This is a genomic window from Kordia sp. SMS9 (genome assembly GCF_003352465.1).
GTDB lineage: Bacteria > Bacteroidota > Bacteroidia > Flavobacteriales > Flavobacteriaceae > Kordia.
Genome location: NZ_CP031153.1, coordinates 5,161,138 through 5,181,167, shown reverse-complemented (window position 1 = coordinate 5,181,167; position 20,030 = coordinate 5,161,138). Strand labels below are relative to the sequence as shown.

The 20,030-nt window shown below is 38.3% G+C and carries 6 protein-coding genes; 4 read left to right on the top strand and 2 right to left on the bottom strand.

Features of this window, described 5'->3' with window-relative positions; genetic code table 11:
- Window positions 1–120 precede the first annotated feature (120 nt).
- From KORDIASMS9_RS21845 to KORDIASMS9_RS21830, 4 genes are all read left to right on the top strand, one after another.
- Window positions 121–8,448 carry a hypothetical protein gene (locus KORDIASMS9_RS21845; protein WP_114904890.1) on the top strand — a complete coding sequence of 2,776 codons (8,328 nt, stop codon included), beginning with the start codon at window positions 121–123 and terminating at the stop codon, window positions 8,446–8,448.
- A gap of 37 nt (window positions 8,449–8,485) precedes the next feature.
- A complete protein-coding gene (locus tag KORDIASMS9_RS21840; protein WP_114904889.1) occupies window positions 8,486–16,033 on the top strand; it encodes an Ig-like domain-containing protein in 7,548 nt (2,515 codons plus the stop codon).
- A 71-nt stretch (window positions 16,034–16,104) separates the two neighbouring features.
- The gene (locus KORDIASMS9_RS21835; RefSeq protein ID WP_114904888.1) at window positions 16,105–16,800 is read left to right on the top strand and encodes a hypothetical protein; all 696 of its coding nucleotides are present in this window, start codon (window positions 16,105–16,107) and stop codon (window positions 16,798–16,800) included.
- A 27-nt stretch (window positions 16,801–16,827) separates the two neighbouring features.
- Window positions 16,828–17,628, top strand: coding sequence for a hypothetical protein (locus tag KORDIASMS9_RS21830; RefSeq protein WP_114904887.1), 801 nt, complete (start codon window positions 16,828–16,830; stop codon window positions 17,626–17,628).
- Between the two features lie 88 nt (window positions 17,629–17,716).
- Here KORDIASMS9_RS21830 and KORDIASMS9_RS21825 read toward each other — a convergent pair whose 3' ends face one another.
- On the bottom strand, window positions 17,717–19,552 hold the full coding sequence (locus tag KORDIASMS9_RS21825; protein WP_114904886.1) for a M56 family metallopeptidase: 1,836 nt from the start codon (window positions 19,550–19,552) through the stop codon (window positions 17,717–17,719).
- Entirely contained in the window at window positions 19,552–19,911 is a 360-nt protein-coding gene (locus KORDIASMS9_RS21820) for a BlaI/MecI/CopY family transcriptional regulator (protein WP_114904885.1), read from the bottom strand. Before KORDIASMS9_RS21820 ends, KORDIASMS9_RS21825 begins: the two co-directional genes overlap by 1 nt.
- Window positions 19,912–20,030: the final 119 nt, after the last annotated feature.

Below are 20,030 nucleotides of genomic sequence, written 5' to 3'. Positions count from 1 at the left end.
CACAAGAAAAAGAAATTCAATCAATTCTTAACACAAGAATTTGATATGACCAAAGCATGCGCTTTTCAAATTTTAGAAAAAAAGAAAATCAGTTAAAAACTGAACGTAAATAACAATATTATGCCGGAAAATAATAATATATTTTATCCTAGTGTAAAAGACTTAGTCTCTCTGGACAATCTTCCTGCTAGTTTAAGTTTTGTTGAAGAAGGATTAGACACAATACTTGAGCATATTTACTTCAAAGACTTTGTAGTTCACAAAACATTCTACAGAGAATTTGGAGAATACAAACTCACAGCAATCATCTTTGAAGATGTAGGAATCTCGTTTCCAGGAACCGATGGATTAAAACTCTTACTCAATCCTGGAAATCTGGAAAATTCACTCGAAATTCCAATTTCACTAAGCTATTACTGGACAATCATTCGATACAAAAATCAATTTAGCTTCAACAGTTTTGATAATGCCATCAATTCAATAATAGAAATTTTATTTGATGTAGCAGGAACAACCAAAGAAGCATTCTTACTAGATGCAATTGATACATTCATACCGCAAGATGATTCCATAAGTTCATTTGTCAATACTTTCAATACAGAATTTACAGAAACATTAGGACTCACAGATTCGGAAGATCTATTACTGAGCACCTCTGAAGTCGTTGACTTTTTAGGGCAAAACAACTATGATATTCTCAACGTAGTTGTCTCACTCTTCTTAAACAATAGTGACTACTCATTTGATGAACTCTTTGAGCGAGTACAAAAACTATTCAATCGCTATTTTGGGAAACTAGAAAAAGAAGATTTTTATCAAATACTCATTCCTCAATTCAATTTTGAAATAGAAGATATTGATCTTGCTTTGCAATTTCCAAGAAAATGGTTGCGACCAATATACACAGGAGCTACAGACTATCCTGATGTAGATCCAACCACAATTGCAATTGGAGAAGTATTGCCAGAACCATATCACTCTCGCTTAATTTATAATGTGGGAAGGTTCAAAATATCTAGCAAAAAAGGATTTGAATTCTTCAATGAAGACAGTTTCGATTTCAAACGTTCTGAAATTGGAAAAACTGGATTGCAAATTGAATTTTCAAACTTAAAACTAGACCTGAGAAAAGACAGAAACATTCCAGAAGCTACCGCTGATGGAAGATCCGACGATTTCCGCGGAGTCTATGCCCAAACGGCCGCAGTAACACTACCTAAAAAATGGTTCAACAATGTAAACGATTCCACGCTCAGAATTGCAGGATATAACATGCTCATCGGAACTGGGGGCGTTTCAGGAACAGTGGCTATAGAAACGGTTAACGGAACGCCAACAACTGACGATGATTACTTGCCTGTAAATATCGGGAATTGGGAACTTGGATTCAAAAACTTTGACATCACGTTCAAGCAAAATTCAATCATTGAATCAAATATTGCTGGACGCTTAAAAATTCCAAAACTAAAAGATAGTGAAGGTAATGAAGCTCTAATAGAAATCAACGGACACCTTAATGAAGAAGGCGATTTCAACCTTACCGCTTCAGAACCAGAAGGAATTCCATTAAGTCTATTTGACTTTGTAACTATTAATTTCTTAACCTTAGAATTAGGACGTGAAGATGACAATTTCTATGTAGGAACCTCCTGCGAAATTACATTCCAAAACGACATCATGAAACGTGTATTAGGCGATCAAAAAATCGTATTGCCTAAACTACGTGTATACGAAGATGGATCTATGGAAATTGTAGGTGGAAATGCGTTTATTCCAACAAATATTTCATTAAATCTAGGGCCTATTGAAATTGCCGTGACCGGAATTCACTTCGGATCGCATCAACAGGAAAAAGATGGCGTGATGCGTAAATACAACTATTGGGGATTTGATGGCGCCATCAGTTTAGATCCTTTAGGAATTGACGCACGTGGGGAAGGAATCAAATACTACTACACAACGGACAATGACGAACACGGTGGCGATGGCGACAGCTTCTTGCGTATACAAACCATTGAAGTCGATTTAATCATTCCAGGAACTGCGGATCCAGATTCAGCATTGGCGATCATCAATGGTATGTTGTCGATTCCTGAACCTGGAGAATCTCCAGAATACGAAGGGAAAATTGGGTTAAAATTACCAAAAGCACGCATCAGCGGTGCAGCGCAAATGCGTTTGCAACCCAAAGAACCTGCATTCATCATCGAAGCCGGAATAGAAATGCCAACGCCAATTCCATTAGCGGCTACAGGATTAGCATTTTACGGATTCGGAGGATTGCTCGGATACAAATACGTTGCCGAAAAAGAAGCCGTCGGACTCGTTTCAGGAGAAGATACTTGGTATGATTACTATACCTATCCGAAACGAGGTGTAAATCTCGATAAATTCAGCGGACCGCCGCGAACCAATCAGTACGACTTGCCAGTTGCAGTCGGCGCAGGAACAGTATTAGGAACCATGCACGATGACGGATATCTATTCTCCACGCGACTCATGGCAATACTATCCTTACCATCGGTATTTATCTTAGATGGTAGAGCCAATGTCTTGGGAGAACGTTTGGGAATCTTAGACGATACCGAACCACCATTCTTTGCAGGAGTTGCCGTAGGAGATGATTCGTTCGAATTCTGGTTTGGAGCCGATTATCAATTGCCAAAATCAAATGGCTGGATTATTGATCTCTATGCCGAAGTACAAGCCGGATTCTTCTTCAACAATCCATCTGCTTGGTATCTCAATTTCGGAACCAAACAATCGCCAATTACAGCTAGAGTTTTAACAATCATTACAGCACAATCGTTCTTAATGCTTTCGGCAAGAGGAATAGAAGCAGGCGCACGAGTCGATTTAGAATTGAAGAAAAACTTCTTCGGTATCAAAGTAAAAATCAGTGCGTATGTAGAAGTTGGAGGCTTCATCAGCTTTGAGCGATTCCAATTAGGAGGATATGTTGCTTTTGGTGGAACAATTGCAATTAGTGTGTGGAAAATTGTGGGATTCCGAGTGAGTCTCGATGCCATTCTATCTGCGGAAGCGGCAAAACCATTCTTACTATACGCAGAAGTGCGCATCCGTGTTTGTATCAGAATCATCGTGAAAATCTGTAAAACCTTCAAAGTAAAACTGAAGTGGGAAAAAGACAAATCGGTTGACAGAACTCCAATTGCACCATTAGCCAATGGAGACAATCCAAACTATCCTGATAGAACAAAAGAAGCCGTGCAAGGTGTACACATGTTAACGAATGAAACGTTTGAGTTGAATTACTTTGCCACAGAGCCAACGGCAGGACAAATAGATAAAGTCATTCCTTTAGATACCTACATTGACTTCAAAGCGATGAAAGGCTTAGTCCCTGGCGAAATATCCAATAAAATTGGAGGTCATACAGGTGCTGCGAAAAACTTTATCGACTTAATTCCGCCAAACAAAGTAGTACGTGGAGGAAAAGAAGTACGCCAAGTAAAACACAAATATTCTATTGAAAAAATAGGTATTTACATGGCAGACGGAAATACTTGGAAAGCATACCATCCATTTGAAGCTGTAGTACCAGCACTAGAAAGACCAAATGTAGATCACTTGCGTATTGGATACTGGCAACGAAACGGAGAACAATACGATTCCATTCGACTACTAGCCACAAATCCATTCTCGTATATGGAAGCAGGTGAGCCAGGTTGGTTTATTCCTGAAGAATATGGAATAACACCATCCGAACTGTACTGTGTTACCACAAAAGAAACAGGCGATTGTTCTGACTTTTTAGAAAAACCATTAGGCACCAAATATTACAGACCAAACGGGTATATCGGTCATTACATTGATGGTGCGTATTACTCTATAGAAGAAGGAACTGGTGATTTAGAACAAACTATTTATGTGCAAAATATGAATTGGTCAGCACCGATCATTGATCCAAATAATGGACAAGAAATTCAAGAGGCAAACTTTGATCGTATTCGTTTGCGCATCAACGGAACATTCTCTGCGGTAAGTATTGGAACTACGCTAACAATTTACACAATTGAAGATGGCATTGCAACGAATTTAGTAGAACTTTCAGAGGAATATCTTACAGCAGTAAACACTGTATTATTGAACAATAATAGCAAACCTCTTGAAAGTTTAGAAATTAAAAGTATAATCATTGAAGATGGAAACTTAAAAGTTAATGTTGAAGTAAAATCAAACTATGAATATCCTTCAACAACTCCACAAGAACAGTATTTCTATAACATGTACTTCCGAAGAATGCGAATAAGTACAGGTGGATCGTCTCAAGGATCGAGAAGTAATACAACAGAAACAGTACTCATTTCATCAAACGAACCAGCACCAGTTGGTTGTATGGAAGTTACCGATGTTGAAAACAATCATGATTATGTGCAATCACTACAATTTAGCAATGCAGATACGCTCATTATCATACTACCAGAAGCAGCTGTCAATACCGATTTAAAATTGACAACCTATGCAGAAGGCGTAACCATTCGTTACTACAAAACGGTCACAAGCGATACTGCAAATGTGCCGCAATACGAGAAAATTCATGAAGTGTACAAAACCAAAGCAGCATTAACGAGCGTAGTTTCGTATGCGCATGATACTGAATTAATCACTAGAATTACGGTGACACCAAAATCTGCCAATGCCCATTTAATTCGTGCCGTTCGTGAGCAAATTGCTGAATTGCAAGAAGCTACGTATGACAGTGAAACAGGACAAATTATACCACTCACAGCAGCGCAACAAGCACAATTGGAAGCATTACAAGCGGAATTGATTCAATTAGAAGCACAAGGCTGTTCTATACAATCTTCTGCGGCAACAAGTACATTGAAAAAAGAAATTGTAGCTGAAATTTACAATGAAATTGATACAGATGGAATTGACGAATACCGCTTTAGAGTGTTCAATGAAAACTGTGAAATCATTCTTAGTAGTAGCGCACATCACCATTCAAAAGAAGCTACTATTGGCGAATTGAAAGCAGCAGTATTTGCTATGGTAAACGAGCAAAATAGCGTTGTGATCAAAGAAACGGTAGACAACAGATTCTATTTCAATGTGGTTGATACAAGTGGCGAAGTCATTGCAAGACGCATTGAATACTTCAAAACACAAAAAGAATGTGAAAATGAAGTGGCAAGAGTACAATTAGCACTCAGTACAAGTACAATGATTATTGGTGAAGAAGGTTGCGGTCAAACAAAGGATGATCCAGCATTGGAAACCTTAAAAACAAGTGTAGCAGCAAAAAGCGTCAATCCGCTTGGTTCATTCTTTAACTCATATACATATGCGTCCGTTTTGGCGAAATCACAACTTTCAAATTCATACTCAAAAATGAAATTGATCGGCGGAAGTTTCTACGCAGTTGGATATCCGTCTGTAAATGTTGCCGGTTCTAATGACAATGATGGCGTCTTAACAAAGCTAGATGCTTTAGGAAAAGTGATTTTCAGCAAAGCGTACTTCATTAACAATGAACCAATGCAGTTTCAAGAAATTGAAGAGCTTTCAGATGGCAACTTGCTCATCATTGCACACGGATTCTCTAGCAGGTTATTCTACCTAAAAGTAGACACCAACGGAAACATACTGTGGCAACGTTACTTTATATGTGAGCAAGGATTGGATACGCATAGAATGTCTGTAGTAAAAACACAAAATCGCACATTCTTTATTACCTGTTTATCAAGTAAAAGAGATCATGTACACGTGATTGAAATCAACGAAAATGGTGAAGTTATCAATCAAACAGGATTGAACAATGGTGGAAAATATTGGTATGAAGTAGGCGATAGCTGTTTGGATCCTGATGGAGGTATCATGATTGGAATTCGCAGAAGAGCTACAGAGTCACCAAATGCATACAGTACCACAATTGTTCAGTTTGATGCCAGCTTGAAACTGAAAAACAACTATCTCATCAATAGCAAAGATCAGGTTCAAATTACAGATATGCTCATGCATGAAGACAAATTATACTTCATTATGGACAATATCACAAAATCAGAATCGACAATCACATACATTCCATATTACGGTAAAGAATTCAAAGAATTAAGTTCCCGCGCATTGCCCGTATTCAGAAATTGGAAACTTACAGGTTCCGACATACCGAACAGTGTCATTGTGGCAAATGATGATGCGCCAGTGTACAGAATTACAATTATGGGTGATCAAAGTTTAGCGATTGCTGCAATATTTGATTTCAACACACCAACGCCAATTTCAGGAATCAAAGACATTCACTACGATGGATTGCAAAAGAATTACACCTTTGTAACGAGTGAATACTTGGCTGTATTACGAGATGAATTAGCAAGTTGTGTAACCAAGAAAGAAGATAAAATCACAGAGTTGCCAAAACGCGACTTCACATATCTAAAAATGGATGCCATTGTGGAAAACTTGGGGCAAAAATCCTACGTCATTGGAGATATTCGAGCTGTTGCGCAAAACTTACAACTAGAAAAAGACCTTTGTGCATCAGGTGGAGGACCTGGAGACTGTGAAAAAGATGAAACGCTTTGTAATTTATATGAAGTCTTAAACACAGCATTGTTTGCATGCATCAATTTTAAAGCAAAAGATCCTTTTGGAGACAACTGGAACTGCTTCTTGGATATGATAGCAAGAATTGAAAAATTTGATGCCGCAAATCCACAATATGGATTACTGTTAGCACTAAGCGCAGATATTGATACCTTAATCAGATATCCAGAATTTGCAAGACCACCAGTATTAGAAGGTGCTATTAGCTACGCGAATGTAATTTTGGATAAAATTTATGAACTCGGCAAGTGTGATTGTCCGGGCGGAACTGACGAAGAACCGCAAGTATGCAACACTTCACTTCAGCAAGTATGTTGGTTATCTATTGAAAAATTTGAGTACAATCAAACGATTCCAGGAGAAGATGCTATTCAGCAAGAACAAGAAGATATGGAAGAAGCAGTACAATACACTGCACAACCAATCTGGAGACCAAACTCAACGTTCTATGTGCACTATCAACTCAAAGATGAAGTAGACAACGGCGAAGGTGGCGATACATTTGATTACTACTACGGATTCAAAACAGCAGGACCAATTGGACACTTCCACGATGCAGATGGTGTTACGTATGGAAATGAATATGAAGATCCAGCTAACGTCAATACGATTATCAACCGTTTAGATGACAATGGAGATCCAAGCCTTTCAGGAAAACTTGCAAATCCAGACAAATATCCGTTAACCTCATTGCGTCAGTATATTGATTACGACAAATCATATCCGAATGCAGATGGTAACTTGTTGCAGGCAAAACCAGTGTTCTTCGGACAAGAACAATGTAGAATCACACTGTACTTTACCAAACCATTGGCATATCACATGTTGCGTTCATGGGAAGGATACTTAGGTTCACCTGAATTAACAGGCGCAATGCACATTGCCATCAAAGATCCAGTAAGTAATGTAACCATTCCGTATCCGTTACCAATTGATTACAATGAAGATTCGGTGCCATTACCAGATGGAAACGGCGAAGGTGGCGTTCCATGGATTGATGATAATGATCCGAGAATTCCATTAAACATCCGAATGTTGAACAACTTTATCAACTACATCAACAACAATAGTGATGCAATTGAATGTTCGTTTTTGATAGGAAATGCAATTCAGCCACAAAGCTACGCATACTCGGTAACCTTAACGAATTTGAAACCGCAGAAGCTGTATACCGCATTGATTTACAATGCCTTCGAAACGGAGAGCAACGATGTGGTATCGAGTGTGCAAGTACACAACTACGTATTCCAAACATCACGTTATCAAAACTTTGAAGCGCAGGTAAACAGTTACCTGTTAGTAGATGAAGATGATCCTGAAAATACACGACAAGCGGTGTTCAATGTACCATTGCCAAACCTAACGCCAGCGGACATCAATACGGCATACAACATCGTAACTGGAACTCCAGATACGAATAGCGATGCGTTAGAAACACAATACTTAAATGTATTTGACAGGTTGTTAGAAGGTGTATTAGGAATGGAACCCTTAGATCCAGCAGTCAACACAGAATTCAACAAAATTTTAGATGCTGATGGAAACATCGTAGCGCTTCTAATTCGAAATCCAGAACCATTCAATATTCCAAAAATTCCAATTGAATTGATCAATGGAGATGAAGAAATATTTGAAAACGATAGTACGGACGGTAAACGAGGTGCCATCCGAGTATTTGACAAGGTAACCGACATTGATGACGATGCATACAAAGTATTGTACTCAAAAGATTACGCGCAAGCAATCATCATGCATGAAAGCAAACAAATCACGGCGGAAACACTCAATTTCAAATTCAGATACCTGATTTGGGAAGTAAATAAATATATAATTGATTACACAGCAAGAACGGAAGATATCGTGCTAGCTCAGTAACAAAAAAAATAAAATTGACAGTTAAAAAAATAAGAAGATGGCATTAAGTAATGACTTTTTTATAAAGAAAATCAAAGTAAACAATAGCTATGCTTTTGTGAGCTTCCTTGGAGAAGTCGATGGGTTTTTCTACTGGGGCACGAGATCATCTGTAAGTTCAAACAAAATAGCACTTATAAAAACAGATAGTAATCTTGAACTCATTTCAGTAAAAACTTTTACCAATGGCGAAGTAGGATCAGGCTTCTTGAGAAGCATTGTGAGAACACCCAATGGAGATCGATTGATATTCGGATATTATGACAATATCAACGCAGGCGCAAGCGATAAATATTGCATCATCAAGCTCAATAGCAACGATGATATGATATGGTTCAAAACGTACGAACATGAACAAACAATTTATTCGTCGTACAAGATGAAACTATTGCCGTATGGAAATAATTACATAGCATGGTCTAATAATTTAATCTTTACGATAGATAGTAACGGAAATGTGCTCAGAAGTATGGAGGAAACTTCCTCACGATTTGTATTAGATCTAGTTGCAGAAAATGGGCAAGCAGTTGTCATAGGGAATGGTAGTACATTCCCTAGTGGCAGACGCGGTGTCGTATCATTGGCAAAACTAGATGGTAATTTGACAACAACGGAAAATGTAGAATATTCTTCCATATATACACCTTCAGGACCGTCAGGAGTAGGAGGTGCGGCATTTGTAAACAATGGAACCTTAGTAAGTTCTGCAAACATTCAAAACCGAGTATTTTTCTTGTCTTTTCCTTTGGGAAGTACCTTTCCACAATCGCATAGCGCCATGTGGTTTGACGAAACGACACACTACAGTTCAAAAATGATCAATACAAACGATGCATACTATCGAATGAATATTGATCGAACAACATCGCCAAGTTCAACGATTGTAGAGAAATATGGTTTCGACCGCGTATTGCAATGGTCAAAAACAATTGACAAAGCAAGTTTGCATCCCGATACGTTCTATGCGCTCAACAATGCGCTCCTGTTTATTCCTTTTGGAGTTGGCTATGACAATGATGTGTGGGACAACAAATCGGTCATAAAAGCAGATACTTCTTTGGAAGAAAATACCTGTATTCGTGTAAATCAGAACAGTAATTTTACACTAACAAAAGAAAACTTAGTACGAGAAACAGGAAGTATTGCATTCCAAGACGCATCCGTAACAGTACAAACGTATGAAGCTTTAGAAGAAACAAATCTCAACAATGAAACGGTAGAGCTTTGTATAGCTACACCAATACCAGACTTGGATAACAGTACCATAACGGCAAATCCTTCAGCAATTCCAGCCAATGGAAGCAGCACGTCAACAATTACGGTACAACTCAAAGACGCAGATGGAAACAACATCACCGCAGGTGGAGAAACTGTGCAAATTACTACAAACAAAGGAACTATTACGCCAACGATCGATAACAATGACGGAACATACACTTCCATCTTACAATCGACAAGTGTAGAAGAAACAGCAATCACAAGCTTTTCACTCAACGGAACGCAAAGTTCACAAATTGCACCCGTAGAATTCTATATTTTGGGCGATTGTTACTTTACAAGTTCCTTCAGAAGTTATGGTACGTTTGATGGTTTTGGCGCTGTATGCAAGCTGGGAAGCAATCGTATACTTGCCGTGGGCGGAAATGGAGTTGGTGGAGTCGTTACGCTATTCAATGACAATAGCGAAGTCGTATGGCGCAAACGTTTAACAGTTGTAGAGCGAACCATAGGTTTATCGTCTGTAGCACCATGTCCAGATGGACAAAGTGCCATTGTATTAGGACATTATGCAACAGGACAAACCAACCGATCACATTTAATAGTATTTAGAATAGATAGCAACGGAAATGTAATATGGTCTAAACTATTATATTCGCCAAACACGCGATTCAGCACAGGATTGCGAACGCTCGATTATAGCAATGGTACACAAAAATACCTGATTACTGCTTGGTTCAATCAAAGCGGTTCTACAGATGATATGGAACTGTACAAATTAGACGAAAATGGAAACTTACTCTCTTCCAAAAAAGTAGCAGGGATTTCTGATGAGCAAATCATGGGCGTAGTAGAAACACCTTTCGGATTTACCATTGTAGGTTCTGCTACCACACCAGCGGGACAACCAATTCGTCATGCTATCGTATTATCATTTAATGATAACTTAGGGCTAAATTGGGGAAAACGCCTTGGCGACGGAACCTATATTTACGCCACAGGAGCCATTGCAACGTCCACCACGACGGAAAACTATATTGTAGCAGGGATACAAGACAATACGAACAGATTATTTATAAGTAATTTCTCGAATGCGGTAGACTCTTACACTGTAAAAACGACAAATTTAGGAAGCACAACAGACAAACTGAGTCCTTCCGTGCGACTCGTACAAGGAGCGAATGATACATTTTATTGTATCGCAAATTACACGACAGATCGTGCTTCGGAAGTCATTAAATTCAACTATCAACTCAACGAATTGTGGCGTAAAAAACTAGACTTTGGCAGCAAAAATAGCATCAGTCAGTTACTAAACGATGCAGACGCACAATTGCTCTTAGTAGGTGGAATTGTAGGAACAAGTGCAGCGTATATAGCTAAAACCAATTTGGAGCTGCAAAACTGTATCTCGGAAAATGTAGCGACAACGCCGTATGTGCAAGAAACATTTACAAATGCGGACTTTGCCCCAACAATTAGCGATTTGCCAAACACATATCAAAACATTGCCATGACGGCAACAGATTTAGCGGCAGCACGTACAGATTACTGTAGTGAGAATTGCAATACAACGTCCATTCCACCGAGTGAACATACTGCAATTCAATCACCTAATTTCTACTTGCAAGCGGCAGGATCTACTGGAAACGATGGAAGCACACAAGGTATTCACACACGCTGGGTTTTCTCAGGTGCTTTAGGGGAGAAGCACTTGCCAAAAGGAAACTATGCAAATACTACGAATAACTTCAACAAAGACGATGACTTTGTTCGTGTATACAGAACGCCTTACAGAAAAGTAGCAAAAGTGATCAACTTTTCTCAAGCGCCAAACATCGTGGACGACGCAAATGGTGTATGGATTTACCGAATTGAAGGAAAAGATTTCCATGTATATTTCAAAAACCAAACGCAATATACACAAGTTCGTGCCGTGATCAATCCTGCATCCAATGCACAAGGATTCATGCAAAACTATGGGAATGAACTGATTGAAATTGAAAGCAAACGACATTTATTCTTTGCTGTAGAAGCAAAAGTAAGTGCGTCCGCTTCCAACAGTTCGTTGCAAACAGAAACCTTATCGGTTTCTACCAACACGTTGATTGCCTTAAAAAAAGAAACCAACCGAAAAACCTTTGCAAGTTCCGCTTTGCAAAACACACGCTTAGTATGTGAAAATGGGCGTACTTTCCGATGTGTCGGAAACAACACGCACCTAACAGAAGTGCATATTGAATTGTACGGTGATTTCATTGAAGACACCAACGAAAATCAAGCTTGGACACCAATGGGAAGTTACGCACTTACGCTAGATGACACCGTTGCGTTACAACAATTAGAACCATCTGCAGGTTTGGTTGATGGAAACTGGCCACGTTTTAACGATGATGCTACCGTAAATATTGACAACTACATCAACAAATGGAATGTAGTAGAAGCTGATGTTTATGATAGAAACTTAAAAGATGTGGTTGGAAAATACATTACACTCAGTGATGATATCAACAATCCAAAAGCCGTGGAGGAAATTCCTGTAGATGAAAACATCGTGGTAGAAGGCGAAGATGATGTCATGGAAATTTCAAATTTAGACATGCTCAACATTGCGTCTTACGACTATCACATGGCGCGTATGTTAGGATTAGGATTCTTAGACATCGCTTCGCAAGTGCAGCAAGGTGAATTTGTATACATTGCAGAATATGTAACTTTTGGCGACTTAGAAGATGGACAAGGCGCACGTGAAGTACAACATTTAAGTATGAGCTTGCCTACGGCGACTTCTGACGAACGTTTGCCATTACCAATCGAACTCGATGAAGTAGTTCCAGGTGCTTTCTTCGGAACAGAAACAAGTGAACCTTCTAGCATTACAGATGATGATGGATATACACATGATGGAAGAAAACGCTACGTAACTTTATACGCAGAAGAAATTCCGGAAGATGCTTACAATCCAGCTTTCTATGCGGAAAGTACACAATTTGAATCGAAAGAATATACCATTCCGATTTATGCAGGACTCGAGTATAGAAAACAACGTGACGGTCAACCAGATCCTGGTGTTTGGGAGAAACCAGAGATTTCACATGACAAGCGTTATTTACACACAGATACGACAGTTTCCAATGCATCGGAACGTTATGAAGCTTTTCCAATAACACTACCAGAAGTAGGACAGCCAATCTTTGTACACAAACAAATTATTAGCGGAACGCACTACTATGGTTCGTACGGAATCAATTGGTTCTCCAGAGCAACGTCGAGTCCCACGGAAGTGTCAATTATCACAGCATTGCAGCCTAAAAATCCGTTGTTGCCGCCGTCAAACATTCAGCCGCATCTCATTCAAAAGGAGCAGCCGTTACTATTGACATCGGAAACGGAGCAACAGCGTTACAAGCAAATTGAAATTGACAACGGACCAGATGCCGATCAAACGTTGGTGAGAATCTCGTTTGATTACCATTCATATCAAGAATTAGTGGATTATGTAGTGCCTGAAGATTCCGCTATTACGGATACAGAATTGGTTACGGATACAACGTCTATTTTTGATGATAATGATGAAATATTTGCGGAAGACGTGGATATCTTTTTCAGGAATGAAATGCCAAACAACATCTCAGGAAAAGTCATCAACATTGAAGAAGATACGACCAATAATTTGGTTTCTATCCTTACGGTAGACGAATACTATCTGTCTAGCGTAGATCAAACCTTGACGCCAAGTATTCCAAACGGTTTGGAGAGCAATTATGAAGGTGGTGTGTTTATCATTGGTGAACAACAACATATCATTCATGAAGTCATTCAAACCTCCGGATTTCCACAATTTAAAGTGTACAAAAAAGAAATCAGTGATGCGTTGGTAAGTGACATTCCAACGGCAGATGCGGAAGCATTGCAAGCGATCGAGATTACGAATGATGGTATTTTTATGGCGATTGAAAACATGCAAACACCTGCAAGTTGGGGAACGCCAAATCCACAACCGTTACATGTAAAAGTGGACACATTCAATCAAATTCACCGTGAAGTTGTGATGGTAGAAGGTGATGCAGGCGAATTGGAACGTCACTTAGAAAAAACACGTGGAATTTGGTCTAATCCAGCAAGCAATCATACCACCATTACCAAAGTTGATGAAGTCATTGACCTCGATACAAACGGTGATCCAGTGATGGGACACAAAGGAATGTACAGTATTACCTTCCACGGCATCGTGTTAGATCAGCACATTGATTACAGTGAAACGAGTGATTCTGTAGAATGGTACCGCGGAATTGTGCGTGTGCATACGGAAGACAATCCGAATGGAAAGCGCAAAGTGTTAAAAGTGGCAAAAATTCTCAACATAAAATATGTTGGAGATACCACAGAAAGCGATGTGCAAGTACTCGCGTTTGATCCGTTATTTTCTAACGATACGGACTACGATCCAATTCAAAGTGGCACCAATGTTTCGGTAAATTTTTATCCTGGATACAAAGTGTATTTGTATGAAAACCAAACCTATGGATTAACAGAAGCCAATTTATTGCCTGGCGATGATGAGGAAGTTAAAAATTCTATCGTCGGATTGCGAAGTCACGATACAAACAATCCGTATTACTCAAACATCAGTATTCCGAAGATTATGTTTGCGCAAAAAATTGTGGAAGCAAAACAGCCCGAACAACCTGATGGTGCAAAATATGCAACGCGACCAGATTTCTTTGGACGTTCTACATACACCATTACTACGGAATACGCACACAAACCACACGGTGTGTTATTTTACAGAGCCAATGATGAAGCATTATTAAACGCACTCTATGAAAAAGAAACAGTTCTCGAAATTAGAGCAGCATTAAAAGCTTTGGGAGGAAATTACGAGGACTATTTTGCAAATCGTTGGGAAAACTTTTTGGACTTTGCTACGCTTGAAACCGAAGGTGATTATCGTTACTATCCACCAGTGGATGTATCGCCAGATCATTACAAATTTCCGAATCCTAATAAAGTGGCATTGTTTGAATGGGCAAATGATATCATTGCGCGAATCAATAGCAATACCGCATTTCCGCCAGCTCAAACCATTACACCGTTTGTGACAGATTTGGATGCTTCTAATACGGATGTTGGGAACATTTCGGTAGGGGATTCAAGATTGCTAGGTTTTGTAAAAGGTGTATTATTTAATGCTTTTGTGCCGTTAACCAAAGTACCTGTTGTATACGCATACATCAACGGATCAGAGTATGTTCCAGTAAACAAAAAACAAGTACTTCGAGATGAAAACGGAAGTGTATTATCACCAACCGATCCTGCATTTGAAATGGCACCAATGATGAAAACCACAAGTACAAGTCCGCATACTACACAATTTACAGACTTTAACTTAGATGGTACATCAAACAATATTTACTTCTACGCAGCTAGAGAATTAAGTTCGCAAATGAAATTGGGAGAATTCAGTCGCGCACTAGGACCTATCAAATTGGTAACGTCCAATGCTCCAGAAGCACCAGAAGTAAAACGCATCATGCCAGTATTAGAGAATGTAGTTTTAGGAACAACGCCGAAAATTCAATTGGAAATCAACGCGTATCCAGAAATTCAGGACATCAAAAAAGTGAATATCTATCGCGCATTCAACAAATTAGATGCACAATCTATTCGTACAATGACGCCGCTAGAACCGATTGATGTTGACGCCGCAGGAATAGCTGGCAGTGAATTATGGACGGTTTACGATGATTTTTCAGACTTAGACGAAGTTCCTTACGGAGACGGATTATTCTATCGTTTGACAGTGTCAAGAAAAATAGAATATGTAGAAGCTGATTACGGAACGGTAACACCGCCGCCATCGCCAGTTACAAAATATGCGCCTTCACAAGCGTCAAAAATTGTAGCTTCTATGATGGTCGAAGTAGCCAATCCGCCAGCACCGACGTTACAGTATATTGCGGAGCCAATTGCAGCGAATGGCGATATCAATCAAATTGCATTGCAGTGGCAAAAAACATGTTACAATGGAACCTATTCCGTGTTCAAAATGAACGCACAAGGAAACTGGGTGAAAATTCATGAAATCACCACCAACCAATCTGACATTTTTGTCTTATTGGAAGATACCTCATTGCAAGCACACAGTTTGGCGACGCAAGATGCAGATGGAAATACGGTATATCACCATTTCAAAGTAGTGGCGCAAAACACGTCTGGAATGCAAAGTACCGAAGAAAATATATTAACGATGCCTAACGATGACAATTGGATTGACATTGGCGGTATTGGAGATATGATTATCGGAACCACATTTACAATTAGATAAGCACGTGAACTCGTTTGTGCTGTAAACAGTGCAGACGAGTTCACAAATTTAAATACACAAAAAAATAGATCATGGCAGAAAAAAATAGAACAGCGCTAAAATCATATTTTGAAACAGGAGATCGCCCAACGCAAGATGAATTTATCGATCTCATTGACAGCAAGGTCAATAGAGGGCAAGACAAAGCAACTTTAACGGAAGCATTAACGACAAACGATACAAAGTACATTACGCCAAAAACAGCAAATCATATCGTAGAAAATGCAGTGCCAAATGCCACCATTTCCACTAGAGGAAAAGTGGAATTAGCAACACTTGCAGAAGTTACCACAGGAACAGATACCAACAGAGCCGTAACGCCACAAGGAGCAAAACGCGCTGCAGAAGAACATGCGCCTGTAACGAGTGTCAATGGACAAACAGGTGATGTTACGATTGTAACTGGAGGAAGCGATTCAGGATGGCAGAATGCATCATTGGAAAACGGAATTCAAAATTATGGCAGTACGTATCAGTTTGCAAGATATCGTAAAAAAGATGGCGTCGTTTTTATTGAAGGTTTGGTGCGAAACGGAACACCAACAGGAAGTCAAACAGACGTTTTTACATTGCCTTCTGGTTACAGACCTAACAGGCGAATTATCTTAAATACAATCATGTCAGGAAATGTGATGACGCGAATTGATGTCTTGGCTACAGGAGAAGTAAGATGCTATAATTACAGTACTTCTTGGACAAGTATTAATGGAATTTCATTCTTGATATAATAGTTACATACACAAAAAAATTAGATCATGGCAGAAAAAAATAGAACAGCATTAAAATCATATTTTGAAACAGGAGATCGTCCAACAGAAGATGAATTTATCGATCTCATTGACAGCAAGGTCAATAGAGGGCAAGACAAAGCGACGCTAACGGAAGCATTAACCACCAATGATACGAAGTATATTACGCCAAAAACGGCAAATCATATTGTAGATACTGCGGTACCAGATGCCACCATTTCCACCAGTGGAAAAGTAGAACTGGCAACACTTGCAGAAGTTACCACAGGAACAGATACCAACAGAGCTGTAACGCCACAAGGAGCAAAGCGTGCCGCAGAAGTACATGCGCCTGTAACGAGTGTCAATGGACAAACAGGAGCAATTACATTAGCGGTGAATGACGGAACAAATGTTGGAAGCGTAAGAAACGGTATTGTGAAGTTTTTTACAACCTCAAACTCAAATTTGCCAATATTTCATTTAAAATTACCTTATAGAGTTGATACAGATAATAAAATGTTTCATTTAAAAGCCACAGGATATGCGTATGGGTCATCAGATATTATTGATGTAACTTGGGTTGGCTATTGCTATACAAATGGCAGTGGAAGCAACAGATTACGCAATACAAACACAAGTGTTTTGAGTTCTACAGGAATTACTGCGGGACAATACATAGGTTCGGATGATCATATTTATGTATGGTTCAGAACAGCTTCTACTTACTTTACTACATTTCGAGTAGATAGCATGCGTGTTGGTAATGGAACTTTACTTGAAGAAGGCGATGTTACTATGATTATGAGTTTAGACGCTACATTGTAGTACACTACAAACATTTACTAGAAAAGCAAAAAGCAGTTGCATCGTCGCAACTGCTTTTTTTGTCCAATTCAAATTCAGTGTAAAAAAACTATTCCTTCTTTTTCTTTGTCTTAATAATAATTACACCATTTTTTGCTTTTTCACCATATTTTGCTGTGGCAGAATCACCTTTCAATACGGTCATGGTTTCAATATGTTCAGCATCCAAATCTTTAAACTTTTTGTTTGAAACTTCTTTGCCGTCTATAATAAAAAGTGGTTTGTCTTTTTTTCCTGAAGAATTAAAAACGATTTTGCTTTCGCTTGATCGATAGATTTTAATTTTCTTGTCTTTTACTTCTTTTTCCTCTTCTTCGTTGCTGCCAGTAACGGTATAAATGTATTTTTTTTTGTTAGCATTGCCAGTTTTAATTTCAATTTCTTTTTCAATCTCAGTCTCTGGAGATATTACTTTCCCGTCAATGATAATGATTTCTTTCTCACCTTCTTTCTTAATGTCAATAGTCTCAATAGGATCTACCTTTTTGCCATTAATAATGATCACTTCTTTATCATCTTCTTTTTTAATATCAATGGTTTGTATTTTATCTTTTTGAATCCAAGTTTGTTTGGAGGTCTTCCCATTATTGTCTGTTCTGATGACAAATTTCTTCTTGTTTTTTCCATCATCGTCCTCATCATAATCAGAGGTTACGGTATATGCATACACACCTTTTACAGTTTTGTCTCCTCCAAATCCGGCTGATTTTATGAACAGTTCGTCACCGCGTTTTCCTAATTGAATATCTGAAATTGCTTTATCATCAATAGTTTCAAAAGTTCCATTGGCAGTTTGCGTATTTTTAGAGGTTAATACCAATGAAATTTTACTAATTTCTCCTTTAGAATTAAAGTCAACATTACTATATGTAAACTTAATTTTTTGTGATTTGAAGAGTTTTTTATACGCTTTCAATTCGTCAACAGTTGTGTTTTTTGTAATTACGATGACTAAATCTCCTGTGGTGTTTTCAATAATAGGCTTCACATTATTTGTGAGTGGAGCAGTAGCAACTTCTTTGGCAACTACTTCTGTATTAAATAAAAAGACAAAAGCAATGAGCATTGGAACAATCAATGCTTGTTTCCACCTGTTTACTTGTGTAGATTGTGTTTTTTGTAACATAACGATTCGTTTTTTGATTAATGAATTATAAAAATTGTTGGTCAATGCTGGACAATAACTGTTTCCAGACACTTTCAATAGCGTTAATTGGTATTCTTTCTTAGAAGGCGTTTGTTTGATAGCCGCACTATCCGCCAAAAATTCTAAATTTTGTAACATAAATTTCTTGTGCAACCACGCAAAAGGATTGAACCAACAGAAAATACAATACAATTTTGCCACAAAAACATCTAAAGAATGTAATTGACGACTGTGTGCTTGTTCGTGTTTTAAAATGGCTTCCAATTCGGTTTCAGAATACAACTCAGGATTGTATACGATGTAATTAAAAAATGAAAAAGGCGAGAAAGAAGCGTTTGTTTCAATATATAAAAACTGTCCATCTCGGTGTGAAACTGACGATTTCCAAAGCAAACGGAACAAAGAAAAAAGTTCTAGTAAAAACTTCCCAAAGAACACAACAACACCAGCGATGTATGTATACAAAATAATGCGCATCCATGGAATACTTGAAGTTTCAACAGGAATAGCATCTGCAGTGTATGCAAAAGAACTAGTAACAACGTTGGTAATTGCTGGAATTTCTATGTATTGTGTAATCACCAAAAATGGCAACACTAGTGAAATTATCATGCCACTCAACAAGAAAAAACGATTTTCATGAAAAAGTGTTTCTCTTCGCAACACTAAAAAATACAGTCCTAAAAATAAGGCTAAAACACCAGCGCTTTTGGCAAAATATAGTACAAATGCTTCCATTACTGTTCTTTTTCAATGAGGTTAATAATCTCTTTCAAATCTTCCACGCTAATCTTTTCTTCTTTCGCAAAAAAGGAAACAACGTTTTTGTACGAGTCGTTAAAATAATCCTGAATCGCAGACGCCATAAACTTTTTACGGTACGCTTCCTTGGTCACCACCGGAAAATACTGATGCGTATTTCCGTATGCGTTGTGACTCACATATCCTTTTTCTTCCAAATTGCGCACAATGGTTGATAATGTATTATAATGTGGTTTTTTCGTAGTAATCTCTGCCATCACCTCTTTTACAAAAGCCTTTTCGAGCTTCCAAATGATGTGCATGATTTCTTCTTCCTTATTTGTTAATTTTTGCATAGTTGAATACAAATTGATGTGACTTTATTTTTAAATACAGTTCAAATATAACTAAAAATTTCGTTAGTCAACTATAAAAATAGTTAAACAACGAAATTTATAGTTTATTTAACAAAATG